General features: G+C 46.1%; 24 protein-coding genes. 10 read left to right on the forward strand and 14 right to left on the reverse strand.

Annotation, left to right across the window (positions count from 1 at the left end; all coding sequences use genetic code 11):
- The first annotated feature begins 71 nt into the window (after positions 1-71).
- The 6 genes from AB4507_RS01705 to rlmJ all read left to right on the forward strand — a co-directional run bounded on the left by AB4507_RS01705 (position 72) and on the right by rlmJ (position 8,663).
- On the forward strand, positions 72-902 hold the full coding sequence (locus AB4507_RS01705; protein WP_136977938.1) for a LytTR family DNA-binding domain-containing protein: 831 nt from the start codon (positions 72-74) through the stop codon (positions 900-902).
- 239 nt (positions 903-1,141) lie between these two features.
- Entirely contained in the window at positions 1,142-3,916 is a 2,775-nt protein-coding gene (locus AB4507_RS01710; RefSeq protein WP_372083745.1) for a M16 family metallopeptidase, read from the forward strand.
- A 285-nt stretch (positions 3,917-4,201) separates the two neighbouring features.
- Positions 4,202-4,666: a hypothetical protein gene (locus tag AB4507_RS01715; protein WP_102320392.1), complete on the forward strand. Its 465-nt coding sequence runs from the start codon at positions 4,202-4,204 to the stop codon at positions 4,664-4,666.
- Between the two features lie 174 nt (positions 4,667-4,840).
- Positions 4,841-6,640, forward strand: a complete 1,800-nt coding sequence (secD, locus tag AB4507_RS01720; protein ID WP_102320393.1) for a protein translocase subunit SecD — start codon at positions 4,841-4,843, stop codon at positions 6,638-6,640.
- Positions 6,641-6,642: 2 nt separating this feature from the next.
- Positions 6,643-7,596, forward strand: coding sequence for a protein translocase subunit SecF (gene secF / locus AB4507_RS01725; protein ID WP_102320394.1), 954 nt, complete (start codon positions 6,643-6,645; stop codon positions 7,594-7,596).
- A 200-nt stretch (positions 7,597-7,796) separates the two neighbouring features.
- A complete protein-coding gene (rlmJ, locus tag AB4507_RS01730) occupies positions 7,797-8,663 on the forward strand; it encodes a 23S rRNA (adenine(2030)-N(6))-methyltransferase RlmJ (protein ID WP_102320395.1) in 867 nt (288 codons plus the stop codon).
- 298 nt (positions 8,664-8,961) lie between these two features.
- Here the strand turns inward: rlmJ and AB4507_RS01735 are convergent, their stop codons facing one another.
- The 3 genes from AB4507_RS01735 to AB4507_RS01745 all read right to left on the reverse strand — a co-directional run bounded on the left by AB4507_RS01735 (position 8,962) and on the right by AB4507_RS01745 (position 12,085).
- Entirely contained in the window at positions 8,962-10,050 is a 1,089-nt protein-coding gene (locus AB4507_RS01735; RefSeq protein WP_372182118.1) for an alkene reductase, read from the reverse strand.
- Between the two features lie 59 nt (positions 10,051-10,109).
- Positions 10,110-11,318 (reverse strand): MFS transporter, encoded by a 1,209-nt coding sequence (locus tag AB4507_RS01740; protein WP_372054501.1) that lies wholly within the window; start codon positions 11,316-11,318, stop codon positions 10,110-10,112.
- Between the two features lie 83 nt (positions 11,319-11,401).
- On the reverse strand, positions 11,402-12,085 hold the full coding sequence (locus tag AB4507_RS01745; RefSeq protein WP_372054503.1) for an SDR family oxidoreductase: 684 nt from the start codon (positions 12,083-12,085) through the stop codon (positions 11,402-11,404).
- Between the two features lie 197 nt (positions 12,086-12,282).
- Between AB4507_RS01745 and AB4507_RS01750 the strand changes: the two genes are divergently transcribed.
- The 4 genes from AB4507_RS01750 (at position 12,283) to AB4507_RS01765 (ending at position 14,728) form a co-directional block, all read left to right on the forward strand.
- Positions 12,283-13,212 (forward strand): LysR family transcriptional regulator, encoded by a 930-nt coding sequence (locus AB4507_RS01750; RefSeq protein ID WP_102320399.1) that lies wholly within the window; start codon positions 12,283-12,285, stop codon positions 13,210-13,212.
- Between the two features lie 113 nt (positions 13,213-13,325).
- Positions 13,326-13,718 carry a GFA family protein gene (locus tag AB4507_RS01755; RefSeq protein ID WP_372182120.1) on the forward strand — a complete coding sequence of 131 codons (393 nt, stop codon included), beginning with the start codon at positions 13,326-13,328 and terminating at the stop codon, positions 13,716-13,718.
- A 28-nt stretch (positions 13,719-13,746) separates the two neighbouring features.
- Positions 13,747-14,214 (forward strand): OsmC family protein, encoded by a 468-nt coding sequence (locus tag AB4507_RS01760; protein WP_017065091.1) that lies wholly within the window; start codon positions 13,747-13,749, stop codon positions 14,212-14,214.
- Positions 14,215-14,383: 169 nt separating this feature from the next.
- The gene (locus tag AB4507_RS01765) at positions 14,384-14,728 is read left to right on the forward strand and encodes a ribosome recycling factor family protein (protein WP_017061272.1); all 345 of its coding nucleotides are present in this window, start codon (positions 14,384-14,386) and stop codon (positions 14,726-14,728) included.
- 144 nt (positions 14,729-14,872) lie between these two features.
- Here AB4507_RS01765 and AB4507_RS01770 read toward each other — a convergent pair whose 3' ends face one another.
- The 11 genes from AB4507_RS01770 to AB4507_RS01820 form a co-directional block, all read right to left on the reverse strand.
- The gene (locus AB4507_RS01770; RefSeq protein ID WP_017061273.1) at positions 14,873-15,112 is read right to left on the reverse strand and encodes an RNA-binding protein; all 240 of its coding nucleotides are present in this window, start codon (positions 15,110-15,112) and stop codon (positions 14,873-14,875) included.
- 131 nt (positions 15,113-15,243) lie between these two features.
- The gene (locus AB4507_RS01775) at positions 15,244-15,912 is read right to left on the reverse strand and encodes an SDR family NAD(P)-dependent oxidoreductase (RefSeq protein WP_372182121.1); all 669 of its coding nucleotides are present in this window, start codon (positions 15,910-15,912) and stop codon (positions 15,244-15,246) included.
- A gap of 279 nt (positions 15,913-16,191) precedes the next feature.
- Complete coding sequence (locus AB4507_RS01780) at positions 16,192-16,455, reverse strand: hypothetical protein (RefSeq protein WP_017061275.1); 264 nt, start codon at positions 16,453-16,455, stop codon at positions 16,192-16,194.
- A gap of 246 nt (positions 16,456-16,701) precedes the next feature.
- Entirely contained in the window at positions 16,702-17,244 is a 543-nt protein-coding gene (locus tag AB4507_RS01785; RefSeq protein ID WP_017061276.1) for a DUF3833 domain-containing protein, read from the reverse strand.
- Complete coding sequence (locus AB4507_RS01790; protein WP_372182123.1) at positions 17,241-17,816, reverse strand: chalcone isomerase family protein; 576 nt, start codon at positions 17,814-17,816, stop codon at positions 17,241-17,243. Before AB4507_RS01790 ends, AB4507_RS01785 begins: the two co-directional genes overlap by 4 nt.
- Positions 17,817-17,819: 3 nt before the next feature.
- On the reverse strand, positions 17,820-18,341 hold the full coding sequence (locus AB4507_RS01795) for a DUF2878 domain-containing protein (RefSeq protein ID WP_372182124.1): 522 nt from the start codon (positions 18,339-18,341) through the stop codon (positions 17,820-17,822).
- Positions 18,319-19,599 carry a cyclopropane-fatty-acyl-phospholipid synthase family protein gene (locus AB4507_RS01800; protein ID WP_102428125.1) on the reverse strand — a complete coding sequence of 427 codons (1,281 nt, stop codon included), beginning with the start codon at positions 19,597-19,599 and terminating at the stop codon, positions 18,319-18,321. The genes AB4507_RS01795 and AB4507_RS01800 overlap by 23 nt, the downstream gene beginning before the upstream one ends.
- Before the next feature lie 105 nt (positions 19,600-19,704).
- Positions 19,705-20,511, reverse strand: a complete 807-nt coding sequence (locus AB4507_RS01805; protein WP_372182126.1) for a DUF1365 domain-containing protein — start codon at positions 20,509-20,511, stop codon at positions 19,705-19,707.
- A complete protein-coding gene (locus tag AB4507_RS01810; RefSeq protein ID WP_102428126.1) occupies positions 20,508-21,779 on the reverse strand; it encodes an NAD(P)/FAD-dependent oxidoreductase in 1,272 nt (423 codons plus the stop codon). Before AB4507_RS01810 ends, AB4507_RS01805 begins: the two co-directional genes overlap by 4 nt.
- Positions 21,780-21,781: 2 nt before the next feature.
- Complete coding sequence (locus AB4507_RS01815; RefSeq protein WP_017061282.1) at positions 21,782-22,513, reverse strand: SDR family NAD(P)-dependent oxidoreductase; 732 nt, start codon at positions 22,511-22,513, stop codon at positions 21,782-21,784.
- Positions 22,513-22,944, reverse strand: a complete 432-nt coding sequence (locus AB4507_RS01820; RefSeq protein WP_050647550.1) for a nuclear transport factor 2 family protein — start codon at positions 22,942-22,944, stop codon at positions 22,513-22,515. The genes AB4507_RS01815 and AB4507_RS01820 overlap by 1 nt, the downstream gene beginning before the upstream one ends.
- Positions 22,945-22,949: the final 5 nt, after the last annotated feature.

Here is a 22,949-nt window from a genome sequence, read left to right on the forward strand (position 1 = left end):
ATTGCAGACCAGAAAGCACAGAACAGTGACGAAAAATAGACGATTTACAGTGTGAATTTAAAGGACTAACCATGAATAACCCAGCAATACAGCCGAGCGTAACGGCGATTATCGCAGACGATGAAGCACTGTTAAGGCATCACTTAGACAAGAGCCTTGCTGAGGTTTGGCCTGAGCTGGAGATCGTCAGTAAGGCACAAAACGGTTTGGAGGCGATGCAAAGTATTCAGCAGCTTAAGCCCGACGTGGCTTTTCTCGATATTCGTATGCCAGAGCTGGATGGAATCTCGCTGGCGAAGCAACTCAACAAGCTAGATTCACCGCCATTGATTGTGTTTATTACGGCTTATGACGAATACGCAGTTAAAGCCTTTGAACACAATGCGATGGATTACCTGCTGAAGCCAATCAATGAAGAGCGCTTACTGGCCACATGTCAGAAGGTGCAAGCGCGTTTGTTAAGCCGTCAAAAACAGCCTGGTGACACCTCAGTACAGCCCGATATCACAGCGTTAATGGCTCAGCTTCAACAGCTATCACAATCGTCTTCCCAACAAAACAAGCACCAGTATCTCACGTGGCTCAAAGCCAGTGTCGGAGAAGACATTCACCTAATCGCCGTCGATGATGTCGCTTACTTCAAAGCAGAAGACAAGTACGTGTCTATATTTAAGAAGGGTCAAGGGGGATCGCTAGAGGAGTATATTCTTCGCGTGTCACTAAAAGAGTTGATAGCGCAACTCAATCCTGATGAGTTTTGGCAGATCCATCGCTCGGTGGTGGTTAAAGTGTCGGCCATTGATAAGGTGAAGAAAGGGCTCTCAGGTCAGATGTCGGCGTATGTGTCAGGGGAAAAGCTACCGATCAGCCGTGCCTCGCAAGCGTTGTTTAAGGGTATGTAGAGAACTGGCTGAAATTTATGTAGCTTATTGATTTTAAATAGATGTAGTTAGCGAGTCTAAAATCGATTTAATAGGCTCTTATCTAAATGCCTATTTAAATGAGCACAGCGATCTTACATAACGATTGGTGGTTTATAAAATAAAGATCTAGATCACAAAGATACTCATCAGGTTCAATATTAAATAATAATCGTTAGCTCAATCTGTATATTGTCGATGAATGACATTAAGAGGTTGTTATGAAAACATATTATTTAGCGACGGCTCTATGCCTCACCTTAGTTGGCTGTAGCTCAACATCAAAAACTACCGAAACGCCAATCCAGCCGGATCCGGCATGGACTTCAGGCCAACTAGAAAATGGCCTTACTTATCATGTTTATCCAGATCATGAAGAATCCGTATCTGTTCGTTTAGTCGTGCACGCCGGTTCGATTCAAGAGACTTCTCAACAAGAAGGCTACGCGCACTTCTTGGAACACATGGCATTCAATGGCAGTAAAAACTTCTCTCAGAACGATGTGATTCGTCTATTCGAAGACGCAGGCGCTAGCTTTGGTGCTGATATTAATGCCTACACTTCTTATGAAGAGACGGTCTACCAGTTAGATTTGCCAGATAACATCCAATTGCAGTCTGCTTTGACGTGGATGCGTGACATTGGTGATGGCCTGGATCTATCAAGTTCAGAAGTCGAAAAAGAAAAAGGCGTGGTTCTTGGTGAGTTCCGTATGGCTCGCCTCGATGATAAGTCATTCGGAGATATATATTATGATTACTTCGTTGAAGGCGGCCCGTACGAATCGCAAGATGCATTAGGGACTAAATCGTCGATCGTGAATGCTACTCCTCAAGGCATCAGCAACTTTTATCAGACTTGGTATCAACCTCAAATAGTTGAGCTGGTCGTTTCTGGTGATGTGGACATCAAAACTGTGATTCCACTTATTGAAGAAAAGTTTTCTAGCTGGGAGCGTGGCGATACGCCGAGACCAGAGAAACAGAAAACGACCTCATTCAATGAAGATGATTATGTTGAGTACGCAGGAAGAGAAGCGCCAAGCATCACTCTGACGTTTAACCGCGGTTCAAATATAGTTGAAAATCATGCTCAGCAGAATCAACGCAGGTTAGATGAAACCGCTCAACAATTGATTCAACGACGATTAGAAGCGGTGTTCAATGATGCCGCGTTACCGACTCAATGGATTGCGTCTGATAGCTATCGAATGGGCGCTTTGTACTATTCGTCAATAAGTGTTGGGTTTCCGGCTGGAGACCGTGAAGTTATCCAACAAGATCTGCTTTCTACATTGGCATCATTGCGTGATTTTGGTGTTTCGGAAACGGATATTGCTGGTGAACTGTACTACTACCAAGACTTGCTGGATAACATCGAGCATAACTGGGATAAAATGGACAGCGTTGAACACGCGAATTACAAAGTGAGTGCGTTAGTCAATGATCGAATCGTCCAATCACAGAAAGACTATCAAGCCAGCTTGGAAGCTTTCATCGCTAACTTGAGCCTTGAAGTGATTAACGACAACATCAAGAATCTACTTTCTGATGATTACTTTATTGTTATTGGGATGGACGACTCTGAAGACAGAACAGCGATCATCAACTCTCTCGATAGTTTAAAAGCCACGTATAGCGAGGCGGGAGTTGCGCCGCTTGCGATTGGAACAGCCAATGCTTTTGCTGTACCTAGCTCGCAAGGCGAGGTTGTACTTGCTGAACAAATGTCTGTCGACCCATACATCCAAAAGTGGACGTTAAGCAATGGCATCGACATGTGGTACCTGCGTGATTATGAGGCAGGTGACGATGTTGGGGTGATGTACATGAGCCTCGGCGGAAAAGCCGCTTTGGATCCGAGCCTGTACCCAGCTGTTGAGGTTGCGTTACCTACCTTCGCTCGAAGTGGTGTCGGTGAGTTTACGGGCTCTGAGCTTTTAGCGTACTTTGATCGTGAAAATATTAGCGCCGATTCTTTTATTGGTAATACTCGTCATGGTATTGAATTTAATATCAATAAAGACGGACTTAAAGATACGTTTGCTGCGCTTTATACCTTCATAACTGCGCCTAAAATTGTTCCCGAGCAGTTAGAGGCAGTGAAACAGGAGTTTGTACAAGGTCAAGAATCTTTCTTGAGCAGCCCTGTTGGCCAGTTTGAGCGCGCAAGAAACCAGAATATCTATCGTCAAGACAGTCGTCACCTCTTTGTTGATAAAGAACGTGTTGAAGCGGTTTCTGTGGAAGACGTCGCTAATCTTCATCAACAATTGTTTGGTCAAATGAGGCATAACCAATTGGTGATCGTGGGTGACATCGACCCAAGTGAATTAAAGCCTTTGGTTGAGCAATACTTGGCTTCGATTCCATTAGAAAAAGCTGAGGTTCCTGAATTTAAGGTGGCTTACAAGCAGCCATCTGAATCACGCATTGATTTAGCGATCAACAATGTGAATAGTGCAGAGTACATCTTACGAGTTCTCTCTGAACCTGAAGCCGAAACCGATCAAGGCGTAACGGCAAAAGATATCTTCACGGAAAACTTGCTAGAACGACTGCTGGCGGCTCGTTTAGATGCTTATATTCGTGAAGAGTTGAGCTTAGATTACTCGCCATATACGTATTCAGCAGCCGCAGATAGTGAGCTGAGTGGTGAGTGGGTTATCGGGGCGATGGTAGCGCCGGAGAACGTTGACCAAGTCGAAGTGGCGATCGATAAAGTGATTGCAGACCTTTTACAGGGCGTCTCTGAAAAGGAAATGCACGCAGTCGTGAAACAGTTTGAAGCGGACTTCACGCCTCTCGAGATGAGCTCTATTGACCAAGCATGGTACCTGTCTCGTTATTTACTTCATGGTTACGATATCGAAGCTTTGTCTCAAGTTGAGCGAGTGGCGAGGTCGATCACTGCAGAAGACATGAATCAATTTGTCCAACGCATCTTTGGTGAAAATAGCCGTAAGGTTAAGAACATCATGCGTCCTAAAGCCTAAAGCCTAAAGCTTGAAGCCAATAGAAAGAGACAGCTGAAAGCCAAGCGAGCACCGCTTGGCTTTCTTGTTTTTCTACTATTCATAACATCTATCCATCACCAGTTGTTAAGCCGTTTTAGATCTATGTAAATCTAAATTGCGAGGGTGCTTAATCGGTTGCATCGAATCATTTTCTAAAAAAATGTTTTAAATCAAGACAGCGTTTCATTTGTATTGTAGATTGACGATCTACGAGAATGTTGTTTGGATATTAGATTGCTTAAACTGGGTACCCGATTAGTCTTAATGTTGTTTTTACTGAGCTTTGGCTTAGTGAATTCTAACGGCTATTCGTTTCCTTCTAAGCCATTTCAAATATACTCGGCTCAAGAGCAATCTTCACAGAATGATCTTTGTAAACAAGCTGATACGGATAATCCGTCGAGCTACTTAGAGTGCGATAAGACTCAGTTTGGCACCGTGCCTTCTGGTGACAGTTCTAACTATCACGACACCGAATCAAGCCTTCAAGCAGCAAACTTCAGACGTATGCTCAGTAACGAGCAAGAAAGCGTGGCCGATCTTGAGCCTGCTTATCATCTACTGATTGACTTCTCTCCCCCCTCAATACTGGCTTCCCTGCTCTTCAACACGCCGTTGTTGGATTCCAAGCTGCACTGGACCAGTATTGTGAGTTCTCCGTCTTCCCGGCTTTCGGGGTGGAAAGAGGGCAACATCCAATACTCGCATTTCCGAGAACTTCTTAGCTAATCGTTTGACCCTAAATTGGTCGTATCGATGGTCGCCTAGTGCCCATTGAACTTGCCAGTTAACCAAGACAAACATAGCGACATCAGCTTTAGCATCACTACCATTCAATCAGCTTGTTCTGGTTGCGATTAGCCATTGCTCGTGTTCGCAAAATATTAGTTCAAAGAAGAGATCTTGACTGTGAAAAAACGCATTCAAAGAAAACAAATAAACCACTACTCAAAGTGGAAATACGTGGTGCTTATCGCCACTATCATCATCATGGTTCTGAGTGCTTTACCTTCTTGGTATGGCGAGAATGCGTCGGTTCAAATTAACAACCGTTCTGAACAGACCATCGATGCTAGCCAAATTACCCAATACCTTGCGAGCGAAGGCATTCAAGCCAAATCGGCATTTCAAAAAGACCAACGTTTAGTCGTAATCTTGGAAGACGCAGAACAACAAGCGAAGGCTAAAGAGGTGCTGAATGAGCGCCTATTGGACAACGCGACGGTTGCGCTAGCGATGGAACCAGCAGCACCTAAATGGCTAACTGACATGGGCTTTGCGCCGATTCAGTTAGGCCTTGATTTACGTGGTGGTGTGCAGTTCTTATTAGAAGTGGATATGGAGCCTGTTTATCACGCGCAAGCTCAAGCGATGGTCGAGGAGGTGACCAGTCAGGTGCGTTATGCCCGCGGTAAAGTGGTGAACAACCAAGTTCAGTTTGATTTCCGTACCGACGCCGATTTCGAAAAAGCCCAGAAGCTGATTCGTCAAGAGTTCCCACAATGGCTACGTAACCGCTCAGACAAGTCGCTAACGTTAACTCAGTCTGAAGAAGAGCAAAGAACGCTACGCAACCTTACGGTTCAACAAAACCTGCAAATCATGCGCAGCCGTATTGAAGAGCTAGGCATCACGGAGGCATCGATTCAACGCCAAGGTGAAAGCCGTATCCGTATCGAGTTGCCGGGTGTACAAGACCCTGCTGCAGCGAAAGACGTGATTGGTGCAACGGCATCATTGGCGTTCTATTCGGTGTACGACAATGCCACTCGCAGTACTCAAACCCTGAAAGATTCAGACGGCAACCGTGTGGTCGTCGACCGCAAGGCTGTGTTGAGTGGCGAACACATTATTGATGCTCGCAGTGGCATTGGTGAGATGGGCAGTGCAGAAGTCAACATTACGCTGGATTCTTCTGGTGGTAAGAAAATGTCTGAGTTCTCACGTCATAACATCGGTAAGCCAATGGCAACGGTGTACAGCGAATATAGCCGCGATAGAGCGGGCAACAGCAAGCAAGACAGTGAAGTGATTAGTGTGGCAAACATCCAATCTCAACTGGGTAGCCGCTTCAGAATCACTGGCGCAGGCAGTTTGGCAGACGCACAAGAGCTTGCGTTACTGTTGCGTGCGGGGTCATTGACTGCGCCTGTGACCATCATTGAAGAACGTACTATTGGCCCATCTTTGGGTGCTGAAAATGTAACCAACGGCTTTGCTGCTTTGGCACTTGGTCTTGGCCTTACGCTAACGTTTATGGCGCTATGGTACCGCCGCTTAGGTTGGGTCGCGAACTGTGCATTGGTGGTTAACATGACCACGTTGTTTGGTTTGATTGCCTTGCTACCGGGTGCGGTGTTAACTCTGCCGGGTATTGCGGGCTTGGTACTGACCGTCGGTATGGCGGTAGACACTAACGTGCTTATCTTCGAGCGTATTCGAGACAAGATGAAAGAAGGGCGCAGCTTTGCTAGCTCTATCGATCGTGGTTTCGATAGCGCATTCTCGTCAATTTTCGATGCTAACGTCACCACCATGATCGTTGCTGTGGCTCTATACACCATTGGTAATGGACCGATTCAGGGCTTCGCTCTGACTCTAGGCTTAGGTCTTCTAACCAGTATGTTCACGGGCATTTTTGCTTCACGAGCGATCATCAATTTGGTTTGGGGGCGTGACCAACGCCACGATGTAAGGATTTAAGCATGAGTACTTCAAAAATGACTATTTCAGACCGCTATTTTTCAAATAGCTATATTTCGGATAAGAATATGACTCGCCTTCGTAAGGTGATGTCTGCGATATCTATTGTGCTGTTCATGAGCTCTGTGATGCTGGTGGCGGTGAAAGGTTTTAACTGGGGCTTGGACTTCACAGGTGGTGTGGTTGCTGAGGTTCAGCTCTCTGATCAAGTCACCAAAGATGCGTTAAAAACAAAACTTGATACGGCCTTCCAACAAGATGTGCAAGTGGTTGGTATGGCAGAACAGGATCGCTGGACAATCCGTTATAGCCAACTGACAGACGCTCCACAGCCAAACTTAGTGGATGCTTTGTCTTCTGTAAGCGACCAAGTAAAAGTGCTCAACAGCAGCGTGGTTGGCCCTCAAGTGGGTCAAGACATGGTTGACCAAGGTGGCTTGGCGGTATTGGTGTGTTTCCTAATGATCATGCTGTACCTGAGTGTTCGTTTTGAATGGCGTTTGGCTCTCGGCGCGCTTGCCGCGATCATCTATGACGTGACGCTCATCTTGGGTCTGTTCGCTTTTACTCAGTTTGAGTTCAACCTGACCGTATTGGCGGCGGTGTTAGCGATTTTGGGTTACTCATTGAATGACTCGATCATCATTGCCGACCGTGTTCGTGAAATGCTGCGTGGTAATCCAAATGGTGACACTGATAACCTGCTTAACGAATCGGTTAAAGCGACCTTCTCACGCACCATGGTGACCTCAGGTACAACCCTAATCACCGTATCAGCGCTTTGGCTGCTTGGTGGCGCGGCACTGCAAGGTTTCGCAATTGCATTGGTTGTCGGTATTGTCAGCGGTACGTGGTCTTCAGTGTCTGTCGGTATCACACTGCCTAAGCTACTTGGTCTACAGCCTTGTCACTACCAAGTGAAAGCGCCAGTAGAAGTTGAGGGCGAGTACCGTTAGGTTATCTATTGGTTAACAGTACGACTTAGTCAGTAACGTCAATAAGCCCTTCGTTTATAACAAAACGAGGGGCTTTATTTTTTATAAGAGTCAAACAGTTACAGAAAAGAGAGCCTATTTCAAAAAACGATGGATTGAGCAGGCAAGCCCTCATGATATGAAGTATGTTTAGATGACGTTCGTAGAAATGAGGCAAGGGAATGGAATATCGACATCAATGTCATGTAGGCGACCATGGTGATGCGCTAAAGCATCCAGTATTGAGTGCACTTGTTCAGTCATTAATGCAGCAACATTCACGCCTCAATGTTATCGACACCCACTCTGGTACAGGGTGTTATGACCTCAACACTGCACCAAGTAATCATGCTGGTGAGTTTGCTGAAGGGGTTGGGTACTTGTGGCGAAACAAGGCTTATCTTCCTCCGGCATTCGCTTCTTTTATGTCGGTGCTGGAATACTACAATCCGAACCAACTTATCTCTCTCTATCCGGGTTCTGCAGCCATCACCTACCAACAAGGCCGCAGCCAAGATAGCTTCTATTTTTCAGACATTCAGCAAGATGAAGCCGACTTATTACAAACCAATATTGAGAAGCTGCAACGCGATCTTGATGTCTCAAGTAAGCTAACTATCACCGCAGGCGACGGGCTCAAAGCGTTACCTGATGACGTTGCTAAACATGACAACCACCATCTGATTGTTATCGACCCACCCTATGAAACCGATTCTGAATATCTCGCGGTGATTGATGCCTTGGTTAAGGCGTATCAGCAGTCTGAGAAGGTATCAGCATTAATTTGGTACCCGCTTTACACGGATGATAAGAGCTCACTGATTTTGAACCACTGCGTGACAGCGGTAAAAGATGGCTTGCTACCAAGTCCGATCAAGTCGGAACTTCGCCTTAGAGAGCCCAAGGGTGATGATCGCCTGATCGGCAGTGGTTTGCTGTTGTTCAATCCACCACAAGGCATTGCGGGAACGGTCGCAGATACGCTCGATTATTTACACAGCCAACTCGCCACTAATGGTGAAGGCTACTGGCAAATGAGAAGCTTATAGATCTGATTTTTATGGGTTTTATGATGGTTTTCTAGACATCACTAACTAAACCACTGTTATCTATGTGGTTTAAATTGACCAAACGCTAACTTTTATCGATTGATTAATTGCAGTGAATCATTTAAAAATAGAATATCAATGCGCACAAGTGCATAATGGCTCATAAGTTAAATAATTAGTCCCAGATTAATATCAGATTGTGGTTTACCCCCTAAACTGCATTAGGCTCGCACTAGTCATGCGAGCCTTTCTTTTGCCTGAAGGAAAATCTAAGGCAGTTCTATCAATTTAAGATTCACTACAACACTGGATAATCGATGTAGCCTTTTTCGTTGCCGCCGAACAGAGTGGCGCCATCAAGATCGGATAGTTCACTGCCGTTTTGTAGGCGTGAAACGAGATCTGGATTCGCAACGAATGGGCGACCAAATGCGACAAGGTCGGCGTAGCCTTTGCTTAACACTTCTTCGGCGCGTTTTGGTGTGTAACTGCCAGCGACGATGATGGTGTTAGAGAACAACTCTCTTAGCTCAATTCGGAAGCTTTCAGGGATAACCGGTGCGTCATCCCAATCGGCTTCTGAAAGGTGCAAATAAGCGATGTCACGAGCTTGCAGTGCCTTTGATGCCTCTAGAATCGTTGGCACGATGTCTGGGCAGTTCATGTCTTTGAAGGTGATGAACGGGGCTAAACGAACGCCCACCTTATCAGCACCAATTGCTTCAATGACTGCATCCACCACTTCGATTAGAAAGCGAAGTCGGTTCTCGCGGCTACCACCGTAGTTGTCGGTGCGCTTGTTCGAATTAGTTCTTAAGAATTGATCGATAAGGTAGCCATTACCACCGTGGATTTCCACGCCATTGAACCCTGCCTCGACCGCTTTTTTTGCTGATTCAGTAAAATCTTGAACCACACGATCTATATCGGCTTGGGTCATTTCTCTTGGTTGAATGCAATCCACCATGTTGCCGTTTCCATTCTCATCAGAGATCCAAACCTGAGTTTCTACCGGAGCCAGTGCTGAAGGTGCAATCGGCAACTCGCCTTTTTGAAAGGTTGGATGAGACACGCGCCCCACATGCCATAGTTGGCAGAATATCGCTGCGCCTTGTTCTTTAGCGGCAGAGGTGACACCTTGCCAGCCTTTCACTTGTTCGCTTGTGTAAACGCCGGGTGTGAATGAGTAACCTTGAGAGTCATCAGAGATCTGCGTTGCTTCCGTGATGATCAGCCCTGCACTTGCGCGTTGTTGGTAATAGGTTGCCATCATGTCGTTTGGCACGTTTCCAGGTTGGCTAGTACGAGCGCGTGTCATGGGTGCCATAACCACGCGGTTTTGTAGTGCTAGGCCTTTCAGTTCTGATGCTTCGAATAATTTGTTCATGGTTTCTACCTTGTTTTAATGCTGTGATCTTTCTTTTTGTATTGGGGCTATAAGTCGCGTTATTTGCTTTCTGCTGGGCTGAAAATAGAGTTGCTCTGTGGCTTTTCAGCTCGGTTAGCTTTGGCGATAAGTAGCAAGCCAATGACAGGGACAACAACGGCTGCGAATGGAATCATTCCAGCGCCTAACTGGCTGTCGAGTACCATGCCACCAAGGAATCCACCGAAGGCATTCGCTAGGTTAAACGCTGAGATATTGGCGGTTGCTGCTAACTCTTGGCCTTCGCCACCGTGGTTCATCACTCGAAGTTGCATAGCGGGAACGTTCGCAAATGATGCAATACCAAAGACAAATGCAGCTGCAACGAATAGGATTTTGTTGTCTACCACTAGGCCTACCACAATCAGTGAAGCGATCATCGCGACTGCCCAATACATTGAAGCTTTGCCTAGATTTTTATCTGAAGAGCGACCGCCCAAGGTGTTACCGATAATTAAGCCGACACCCACAATCACTAAGATCCAAGTAACAGACTCTTGACCGTAGCCGGTGATGTGCATAGCGATTGGCGCAAGGTATCCGTAAAGCGTCATGAAGCCAGACCAAGCAAAAGCGGTGATTGCCAAGCTGATCAGCAGCATTGGGTTTTTGAACGCTAACAGCTGCGTTTTGATGTCTTTTGCTTCACTGTGGCCGGTCGATTTAATTGATGTCAGGATTGAAATCATTGCGATGGTGCCAAGCGCAGCAACAGTGAAGAAGGTGGTGTGCCAGCCGAATTGTAAGCTGACCCATGTACCAGCTGGAACGCCAAGAACGTTAGCGAGCGTTAAGCCTGCGAACATTTGGCCAACGGCACGACCTGCCATTTTTTCAGACACTAAGTTGGTCGCAACAACCGCACCGATCCCATAGAAAGGACCTTGAACTAAGCCTGCGATAATACGACTTGCCAGCAGTAATGGGTAGCTTGGCGCTAAGGCCGACAACGCGTTACCGATGATGAACAGTGCCATTAGCCCAATCAGCACCATCTTCTTATTAAAGCGAGCAAGGTAGATGGTTAAGATTGGTCCACCGATAACGATAGCCAACGCGTAAGCACTGATAAGGTAGCCAGCTTGACCTTCTGTGATTGAAAGTGATGTGGCGATTTGTGGAAGAATGCCTGCGATAACAAACTCAGCGGTGCCAATTGCAAATGCTGCGAGTGTCAGTATCCAAACTTGGAATGGCATCTTTTCTTGTGTCATGGCTTCTGATTTCATGATGAGTTACCTATGTAAATTCTTATTTGTTAGGACGTTGAGATAAACACCCTCACGATTGTTCTTTATGTCTTTGCGGGGTGTTAGCCGAGTAGAGCGCCGCCGTCGATGTCGATGATTGACCCTGTTACGTATGGGTTGTTAATCGCGAATAGGTAACCCATAGCCACCTCTGAAGGCTCGCCAACCTTGCCTGCGGGTAGGTTATTTTTGGCGTTGTCGTACATGCTTGTACGAGCGGAATCGTCCATGTTTTTGTAGGCTTCCGTCATGGTTAAACCCGGGCTAACGGCATTGACTCGAATGGGTGATAGCTCTTTCGCCAGTATTTTAGTCACGCTTTCTAGCGCGGCGTTGATGGCGGTTTTTACGTAAGTGCCAGCCACTACTTTGCGAGACAACATGCCTGTCGTGAGCGTGATAGAGCCGTTTGGCGTCATGTAGCGTGAGGCATGTTTTGCTACGTTTAAGCTGCCCCAAAACTTAGTGTCAAAAGCTGTCTTAGCGTCTGCGGTTGCTACGTCTGTTACTTTTCCTGCGGGAGCGGATGAGCCAGCCGTTACGACTAAGTGGTCAAACACGCCAATCGATTCGAAGTATTCACAAATTGACTTTTCATTGCTGATATTAAGGCCTGTATGTCGGCTAGCGACGTGCACTGTGTTGTTTTCGTTTCTCAATTTCATCGCGAGTGCTTTACCGATGCCTGATGTGCCACCAATGATGACGAAAGTGCGTTGCTCTTGATTAGTCGATTCGTTAGTCATGCTCTGAATTCCTGCGTTGTTCTGTTGATGTTTGTCATTATATTTATTCGACTAAATTTGATAATTGGTTAAAATATAAATTCATTATTCGGTTAATCTGAATAGTGTCGCTGAATATTCAGATCGAGCATTAAGATCGAGAAGTAAGACGAAGAGACGAAGAGACGAAGAGACGAAGAGACGGAAGCGAGAATCGTATGGATAAGTTTTCAGATATGGCGATGTTCGTCAGTATTGTTAAGCATCACGGGTTAGCGGCGGCTGGGCGCGAACTGGGTTTATCACCTGCGACCATGACAGCAAGGCTTCAAGCGCTGGAAGAGCGATATGGTGTGAAGTTGTTGAATCGAAGTACGCGCCATGTGTCTTTAACCGACTCTGGCGAGCTGTATCACAAGGCGTGTTTGGAGATATTGGATAATGTCAGTGAGGCCGAAAACCTGATCCAAAATGGCGTCAAAGAGGTCAAAGGTCCACTCAAAATCGCCGCGCCGAAAGACATCGGAAAGCAGTACATTCTTCCGATTCTCTCTGAGTTCTGTCAGCAATATCCCGACGTGATCCCTTACCTCTACTTGAACGATAACCTCTCGAACATTGCTGAATCTGGCATGGATATCGTGGTCCGTTATGGTGAATTGGTCGACAGCAGTTTGATATCCAGACGCTTGTCACCAAGCCGACGTGTGCTGTGTGCTTCTCCTGAATATCTTGCCAAGCATGGAACACCGTTAACACCACAAGATTTGGTTGATCACGATTGTTTAGCCATGCTGCGCAGCAATGAAGAGCTCAAGACATGGCACTTCCAAGATCATGATATGAAGAAGTCGATTACTGTTGTTCCAAAGCGATTTTCAGACGATGGCGAAGTGATTCGCTACTGGGCATTAAAAGGCGAGGGCATTGCTCTTAAATCGGTACTGGATGTGCAAGGCGACATCAATAACCAGCGCCTTGTGACGCTGCTTAATGGCTACATGAAGAACTTCAACACCGCGATGTCGGTGTCGAGTGCCGATTTGAATGTGGTGTACATCAGCAAGAAATATCAGCCCAAGCGTATCCGGTTGTTTCTTGATTTCTTGTTTGAGCGGTTTGGCGATTTGGTTGAAAAGTCTAGTTAGATTAGCCGAGAAGCAGCGCATGACAGATCTCTCGAACTCAACACCCGGGTACGGACAGAGAACATTGAACTGGTTATGATACGACCAACATAAGGATGTGATTGGAGAGAAAAATGAAAGTCGTCGGAGATACGGTTATCCAACCTTTTCACAAGGCAACCTGCCATTGCGGTGCGGTTGAACTAGAGTTCAGCTTACCTAACGGGATAGAAAAACCACGCCGCTGTGATTGCTCGATCTGTCGTCGCAGGGGAGCGATTGTGGGCTCTGTTGCACTGGACGGCATCAAGATCCTCAAAGGTGCGGAGCATCTCAAGCTTTATCAATTCAATACCAACACCGCAAAGCATTATTTCTGCTCAAACTGCGGCATCTATACCCATCATCAACGCCGTTCTAGCCCAAATGAATACGGTTTTAACATCGGCTGTTTGGAAGGGGTAAACCCTTTTGATATTGGTGATGTGGTGACCAACGATGGTGTCAATCATCCAGCTGAACGTTAATTTATTGAGCATAAAAAAGGAAGGAATTATGTCTGAATACGGAGCGATCATTCGCTGGAAAAAAGCAGAAGATGAAGTCTTTAGCGACAATCAATACAGTCGAGGTCATACGTGGGAGTTCGATGGTGGTGTCACTGTGCCTGCTTCGTCCTCTCCACATGTTGTGCCACTGCCGTTTTCGGTGGAAGCGAATGTTGATCCAGAAGAAGCGTTTATCGCGGCACTTTCTAGCTGCCATATGCTGACGTTTTTGGGCATTGCCGCAAAGCAGAAGTACGTGATCGACTCCTATGTCGATGATGCGATTGGTGTGCTGGAAGAAGATGAATCTGGCCGCTCATCGGTCACTAAGGTGACTCTGCGCCCTAAAATTGTGTTTTTAGGTACCAAAAAGCCCACCGCCAAGCAGCTCGACAAACTGCACCACTTGGCGCACAAAAACTGCTTTATCGCGAACTCGGTAAAAACGGACATTGTGGTAGAAACTAAAGCGTAAACCACACACGTTAACATCCAAAAACCGCGAGGTTGCTTAGTGCATCACTGGCGGTTTTTTTGTGTCTGTGTAATCCTACGTACGGTTTTAATTGAGTGACAGTTAGAAAGTTTTGAGAGATAGGTAGAGAGCTCTTGAATGGTAGGAATAGATTGATTAGCAGAGAGTTATGTTTAGCGTCCCATTGAATAGTTTTGTACATCGTGTGAGTGATAAAAGCCAAGTGATGGTGAATGCTGCGGAATGTGGATGTCAGTTGAAACGAGTTCGTCGTTCGCGTAATTGGCTGTTGGTCGCTCAAGAGTATCAACTCGTTGAATTTAAAACGATGTTAACCCATGAAAAAGACGGTTGGATAGCAATTGCAATCGACAAAGTGCTGCCTAAACCCGTGGTGTGTTTGGCATCTCTGTTGGCCGCTACACCTTCAATGACTGTGGCTCAGCTGGTGATGGAATCTGGATGTTCAATGGCCGAAGCAAGACGTGCTATTGATGAACATGAAGGTCTGTAGGCGTATTCAAATCGTGTGAAAAGAGAATTGCGAGCAGCAAAAAGCCCGTAACGATATTGCGCTGGAAAACGTCATATCGTTACGGGCTTTATCATCTGTGCTGCTGTTAAGCTAAGCCATGCGGCTTATGAAGCATTGAATCGATTAAGAGTTCGCTACTTTTACACGAATCGTGTTTTTGCCAAGCTTTGACAAGTTCAGCTTGTTTAGTGCCGCTTTAGCTTCTTCTTGCTCTGGCATTTCAACAAAAGCAAAGCCTTTTGAGTCGCCAGTTTCTTGGTCTAAAACTAGGCTGCACTCTTTTACTGAGCCAAACTCAGAAAATAGCACACGGATGTCTTGCTCAGAGGTAGAGCGCGATAGGTTACGAACTAGAAGTTTCATAATAAACCTTGAATATGAATTTACGCCGAGCATTGTCGCACACTTTCATGCTCACCCTCACAAATAATTACTCTAATCATTTCTTTGGTAATGTGTCGCTCTATTTACCGATTAAGCGAGCTGTTTACCTGCTAGCCGCGGTTTATCGTGATATCTGACACGAATCCATGCTCTGTGCTGGTCAACGCCTGTTGTAGCATCTGAGCGGCTTCTTGCGCGGTCATAAAGCTCGAGGTATCCATGCCTTTACCGCTTGTATTCCAAAACTCGGTCGCCATTCCTCCAGGGTAAACCGCCACGATTTTCATCGGGTGACCTTTTAGCTCCAACCTCACCGATTCGATAAAGCCTTTCACGGCCCATTTTGCCGCGCAGTAGGTGGACTCTTCCGCTTTAGCACCTTGTGCCGCCGTCGACATCACCACAGCGATGGTGACCGATTGATCTTTGTAGCGCTGTACAAGCTCGCGAATCAAAAAGATCGAAGACTCAATATTGTTCTTCAGCATGTCGCTGATGATGATTGGATCTTGCTGTTCTATCTTACCGAAGTACCCACTGCCAGCGCTGTGGATCACCAGCTTCGGCATTTCAGGTAACGCATCCAATAACTCGCTCACTGAGTGCGGGTCACAGAGATCACACGCTTGGCTAATGGTATTCGCAGGTAGGCCTTGCGCCACTTCTGCTAAACGTTGTGCATTGCGACCTGTAATGGCTACGCGCTGAGCGTCGGCGTTAGCATATTGTTTCGCGAGAGCTGCGCCTAAACCGCTGCTTGATCCGGTAATTAAAATCATACTGTCTTCAATTTGTAGAGTTGATTCGAGATAGTAAGGGGCTAGGCTAAGATTTTCTGAGATCTATGGCTAAAGTTGATCGATAGCCTGGTTGATAGGTTGATAGGTTGATAGGTTAATAGCTTGGGTGATCGGTCGAGCGGTAAGGCTGAGCTAAGAGAGTGGGGGAAAGCCGTTAAGAATCGACGGGTTTAGCAAGAAATAACAGCGTTAAAAAACAACGAACTAACAAGTAAAAGCGCCGGCATAGAGCCAGCGCTTTTGAGTAATCATAAGTGATTATTCGTCGTCGAACTGTTTGATCGTGAACGCGTCTTCGATTCGGTTAAGCTCTTCTTGTTCTTTCACTCGCTTCTCTTCTTGCAGAGTCGCTCTCGTTTCGTTGAAACGTTTTTTCTCTGACTTAGTCAGGAATTTTACAGCTTTTTTGTTGGTCAGTGCGTAAGCAACTACGTCTTCACCTTTTTCTCTGCGGTCGTTTACGCGTTGTGAGAAACGTTCATTGTCGCGAGCTTTACGCTCCGCTGAGGTCAACTTGCTCATGCTTTAAAGCCTTTTCAATTATTCATGGTAGGGAATCTACGCTTAGCGAAACAAATGGGGACTGCTTAGTGTCAGTCTAGTCCATTTGTATGCTGGTGGCGCATCTTAGCACAATGGCTTGAGCATGCAGGTATGCTATTCGAGGGATCAAACAAAACAGCCCACAATTTTCGTTGTGGGCTGTTTTGTTACGTACTGTAGATGTAGTCATCGTTTTAAAACTAAGAATCAGAAACGGCAGTTACATCAAATCTTCTCGATGTATAAGATGACCTCTCCGACTTTAAAGCCAAACTTAGACATCTCAGTCTTGTTGAACAAGCGTTTATCGTCCATTAAGAACATCCAATCATCGAGCACCACTTCATAGGTGCTGCCGTCTACTTCAATCTCTAAGTCATATTTCCAATACAGCGCAGAACCTTGGGTTTCACCATAAGCGGTTCCAACGACATCGTTGGCAGTCCCAGAATAGGTGTTTTCGCCCGTTTTGATTAGATTCCAAACGCGAGTTGAGCGCTCGCCATCAGCAAAAGAGAACCACTCTTTTATTTCTCCGTTGTCACCGTCCCAAGTCGCGATCAGTTTGGCATCAAAGCGGCGCAGTAAGTTACCAGAGCGGTCTAGCACCATGCCGTAGGCCATTAGCTCGCCATTAAAAAAGGTTTCAAGCTTGAGCTCTGGCGTAGTGTCGACATGGTCTTCTAAACTTGCAGAGCCACAGCCCACTAGCCAAGTGAGTGAAAAAAATGCCAGAGCAAATTTTATTATTGTTGTTTTTGGATTCATTTGTTCAAACCTAAAAGTTGTTTACGAAGACCGGGTTCAGAGGTGTTTTCAGACAACCAAATCGCTAGAAAGGCTTCACCAAATTGCTTGTCTTGGATGGTGCCGATCGGTTGTTCATCGAAATAAAAACGACTTACGTTATCTTCAGCGACACGAATCGTGAGTGTGCTTCCTTCTTCCACGTTCGGCCACATCGCGTACAAGGGTTTCAACCATCGTTGAATGTTGCTGTCAGAGTAGCCAAGCTTGTTCCACTGATCTTCGGTAGCGTCTACGAGGTCTTTGCTATCGATAGAGCGGTAATACTCAAGCTTTAAGGCTCGTTCAGAGTTGGTTGGAGTCGCGTAGAATTCTGCGGAGTAGAGAGTCCAAAACAGGTAACTCATTTCACCTTCACCACGTTTGTTCAGATCATCGACAGCAGAGGCTTTAGTATTTCCGGCAAATAACAGCGCAGCAAAGATTAACGAGAGAGTAATAAAGCTTAGAAGTGTGTTTTTTGCTTGCTGATGAGTGCGAACAATACCGCGCTCAGGTTTGAACGTTTGTGTCGGGTTGCGTGGATAAGCCATAAGTCACCTCGTTATTGCCATTTTAGGTTGTATTAAGTTGGAGTAGGCGGCCACCAGTAAGGGCAACAAAATCCCCCAACTTATTGCAAGGGCAGCAACTACCGATGCATCTGGCCAAGTAGTAAGAAGAGCACCAGCTTTGATGCCTCCCCAATAACTACTAGTACCTGCTACGAACCCTATGACAAACAAGATCACTTTCGAGCATTTTAATAGCCAATTTAGGCTGTGGTTAAAACTGATTAAGAACATGATCCACAGGCAGACAAGCCACACCGGGAACCACGATTGATTAGCAATTTCAGAGTCGACGGCAAACACGCCGAAGTGGAGTAAGAGGCTATCAAGCAATAGCCCCAATGGTAATAAAATGAGTATCTTCAAATCGCTACAGCGAGTCGGTGATAGAAGGAAGTGAACCACTACAATCAGTGGTGTGACGAACGGGGCTTGCGCGGTAAAGAAAGCACTGCAAACCCAGGTCGCTTGAAACAGTACGAGATTAATAATCCAAAACCGCTTCATCTTTTGCTCCAAAGTAACGAGGTTTTCTTGCGACTACATGGTGAGTGCTGATCACGCGCTCTTTGAATGCGCCTTCACAGTAGCAGAAGTAGAAGGTCCATAAGCGTTTAAACTCTTCTGAATAGCCGAGAGACTCTAGCTCTTCCCAACTATTTTCAAAGGCGATGTTCCAATCATTCAGCGTTCGAGCGTAGTGCAGGCCAATGTCATCAATTTCTTGAACCACAAGGTCGGTGCTGGTCGCAAGGTGTTGGGTCATCACTGAAACAGAAGGTAGGCAACCGCCGGGGAAGATGTACTTCTGAATAAAGTCGACACCTTTACGGTATTTGTCGTAACGGCTGTCAGCAATAGTAATTGCTTGAATCAGCATCTTGCCTGAGGGCTTAAGTAGCGAGGAACATTTTTCAAAGAAGGTTTGTAGATACTCATGTCCGACCGCCTCTATCATCTCGATCGAAACCAACTTGTCATACTCACCAGTGAGATTGCGATAATCCTCTTTGAGCAGGGTGATTTTGTCGGTTAAACCAAGCGCTTTTACTCTCTGTTCAGCAAGTGCATGTTGGGCATCTGAGATCGTGGTAGTGGTGACGTGGCAACCGTAGTGTTGCGCCATGAAGATGGCTAAGCCGCCCCACCCTGTGCCTATCTCGACCACGCTATCTTTCTCAGACAGTTCTAGTCGCTCACAGATGGTTTTCATTTTGTTTTGTTGAGCCTTCGACAAGGTTTCTGCGTCTTCGCTGTAGATTGCGGAAGAGTACTGCATCGAGCTATCTAAGAAGCGCTCATACAGCTCGTTGCCAATATCGTAGTGGGCGAGAATATTTCGCTTAGAGCCTTGCTCGGTGTTGGCATTCTTACGACGCAGCAATAGGTTTTTGATGCGAGAAATCCATTGTGTCTTGTCATCAAGCTCATCCAATTGGGCTTGGTTACGAGCCATGATTTGAATCACACGCGTTAGATTTGGGCTGGTCCATTTACCATCGATGTACGCTTCAGATGCGCCGATACTGCCGTTGATGACCACATCTCTAAAAAAGGTCGCATCATGAATCACGATTCGACCTTTCAAGTCTGCTTCTCGATCACCGAACACCGAATGCTGGTCGCGCTCAATGATCTCGAGCGTCGCGAATTGCAGGCTTTCTAACACCTTGAAGATTAAAGCTCGATATTTACAGTTGCTTGAAACAGCAACGGCTTTAGCTTGTTGTTCAATATTGTTGTTTTGTTTGGCAAGCTGTTCCATGTAAACCTCGCTGATAACTCATTCTAATATTTTGTGCCAACTAAGCTGAGTTCTGCTCCTTGATTGGAGCGAACCCAAGCTTCAATTGAGTTCTTTCATGTGCGCTTAAGACGTTGAGTCTGGATGCGCCACAAACGGTACTTTTTTCAGGAATAATTTGAGAGCCTGATAATAAATTCCCATCACGACTTTTATCGTCATCGCCGGAATCTTGAATACCGTTCGTCTAATGTTTGTCTTGGTTACTGACTGCTTCGTCAGAGCCAGTGTCGCATCGAAAAGCTTGTCGTCTCGGCGGCTTTCGATGTGAACTAACGTGCGTTTCGCTGGTGGCTTAATCTTCCAAAAATAAGTCATGTTCAAATCCATGAACGGCGAAACGTGAAACTCTTTTTTTACCTTCAATTCTTGGTGCATGTCGATGAGATAGTAGTGTCTTTCTCGCCAAGGCGTGTTACTCACCTCAGCCAACATGTACTTACAATCTCCAGTCTCGTCATAACAGAAGAAACAGTTGATTGGGCTGAAGTAGATGCCTAAACAGCGGCACTGAGCCAGCATCGTCACACGGCTTGAATCAGACCAAACCCCACCAAGTTGTTGCACTTTGGAAGCTATACGTTGCTTAAGTGATTTTGGTTCATCCGTGGTGACATTTTCTTTTTTTTCAGCGAGATAATCCGATTCGACAAAGCGAATCGGGTTGTACCAACGAGTTCCGAACAGCGCACTGCGCGCTGTGGTTTGGGGCAGCTCATCAAGATCTAACCCCATCATATACAGCTGATAGCTGAACTCATGAGTGATGTCGCCAAAGCGGCGATGTCTGACGTTACCCCAATAGATACCGCTGAGCTCTTCACTCTTTTCGGATGCGATCCCCATCTCGGGTGTCAGGGTTTGACTGTTCATAGCGCGGAACTCGTACTCAAATCTAAACCGAAGCGTTTGGTCACATCGAGTGCACTGTGGACACCGTCTTCATGGAAGCCGTTATACCAATAAGCGCCAGCAAAGTGCGTCTGGTTTTTGCCACAGATTTGCTCACGCTTGTGCTGAGCTTCGACCGTGTTCGAATTAAGTACCGGGTGATGATAAACAAAGCTGCGAATAATTTTTTCTGGGTCGATGGCTTCGCTTTGATTCAAGGTGACACAGAAGGTGTCTTGGCTTTCGATGCCTTGCAGAATGTTCATGTTGTACGTGACACAGGCAGGTCGTTTACTGTCGCCATCCAACATGTAGTTCCAGCTTGCCCAAGCCAGTTTTCTGTCTGGTAACAAGCGAGTATCGGTGTGCAGAACCACTTCATTGCGGCTGTATGGGATCTCGCCCAGTACCTGTTGCTCTTGTTCTGTTGCATCACCAAGCAAGCGTAAGGCTTGGTCTGAGTGGCAGGCAAATATTACTTCGTCGAAACCTTGTGCGCTGCCATCTTCAAATTCAATCGTGACGCCTGTTTCTTGGCGAGTCACTTGTTTAATCGATGTATTCAGTGCAACAGTCTTACTTAGGCGTGAAAGGATGATTTCAACATAAGAACGCGATCCCTTTGGAATCACATACCACTGAGGACGGTTCGCGATATCGAGCAATCCATGGTTGTAGAAAAACTGAATGAAGAACTTGAGCTCAAACTCTTCCATCTCTTCCAAGCTTGTCGACCAAATCGCCGCGCCCATCGGTAGGATATAGTGCTGGCTGAAAAAGTCGGAAAATTGATTATCGCGTAGGAAGCTGCCGAGGGTAACGTCTGGTGTGAATTCATTGCTTTCAAACTGAGCCTTACACAGTTTGTTGAACTTGAGAATGTCAGACACTAAAGACCAGAACTGAGGTTTGAAGATGTTGCTCCTCTGCGCGAATAACGAATTAATGCTGTGGCCGTTGTATTCAAACTTGGTCGTCGTGTTGTGGACGCTGAAGCTCATCTCAGTCGGTTGCCTTTCGACATCGAGTTGTTCTAGAAGCTGATTGAAATTCGGGTAGGTTCGATCGTTGAATACGATGAAACCTGTATCTATCGAAAACGCCGAGCCTTGATGTTCAATATCAACGGTCGCGGTGTGCCCCCCAACGTAATCATTCTTTTCGAATACTGTTACGTCGTGGTGCTTATCTAATATATGCGCGCAAGTGAGTCCAGAGATACCTGAACCAATAATGGCGATTTTCTTCATTGTTATACCATCCTTGAAGCGAGTTTTTGCCAAACTGGAGTTGGAAGCATTCTTAGTAGCTTCATCAACATGATGAATCGTCTTGGGAAATCAATTTCACTCTTTCCTTGAGCGATACCATTTACGATTCGCTGAGTTGCGGCCTCACTACTAATAATCATAGGCATAGAGAACGTATTTCGCTCGGTTAATGGCGTTTCAACAAAGCCAGGGTGCACAATTGAGACATGAATGTTGTGCGTTGCCAGATCAACCGAAAGTGTTCTGCCTAAGTAGGTGAGGGCTGCCTTTGAAGCGCCATAAGCCTCGGCTCTTGGCAAAGGTAAAAAGCTGGCGCTGGAGCTGACTAAAACCAAACGGCCGCCGGGCTTGATGTTTTTTAACCAAGCTTTAAGGGCGTAGCCAATTGAAATTAGGTTTATGTTGATGACGCGCTCAAAAAGCTCGGCATCAAAATTCACTGGGTCGTCGATGTACTCACAATCACCCGCATTTAAAATCAGCAGATCGAGCGGCTTGTCTTGGTCGAGTTCTGGGAAGTTGTGGTAATCAGTCAGATCGAAACAGAGCGGTGAAATTGATGAATGCGCGACGTCTGTCTCGTGCGAGTCAACTAAGGCTTGCAGCTTGTCTGAGTTGCGGCCACAAGCAATCACCTGATGCCCTTGCTGAGCGTAATCTTTAGCTAGGGATTGGCCGATACCTGAGGTCGCGCCTGTAATCATAATACGCATTATCGACTCGCTCTCTTTTTGATGGATTTTATCGCGCAGCCCAGTACTGGAATGTGTTCATACAACATAGAACCGACGTCGAGGTAGTCTCTGTGGTAAATCACTTGACCGTCGAGCATCTTGAGATGGCTGTGTCCTTGTACTTCGATTGGCTTTTGCCCATTTAATTGCTTGTGAGCAAATTGCATCGTCCAGTAAACGGAAGCTTCGTCGTTCGCTTCGAAAGTGTGTTCGATATGAAAGTAACAGCTGGTTACTTGGGTGTAGAGGTTCTCGAAGTAGTGCGTAAGCGCCGAAATACCGCTGACATGATGCAGCGGATCTTGGAATTCAATATCAGGGTGATAAACCGTCTTAAGCACGTCGAAATTGTCGGTTCCGAGTTCTCGATACATGTTGAGAAAGTTATCAAGCCATAGAGAGTTATCCATAATAT

This window comes from Vibrio sp. 10N.222.54.A3 (assembly GCF_041474095.1).
Taxonomy (GTDB): Bacteria; Pseudomonadota; Gammaproteobacteria; order Enterobacterales; family Vibrionaceae; genus Vibrio; species Vibrio crassostreae_C.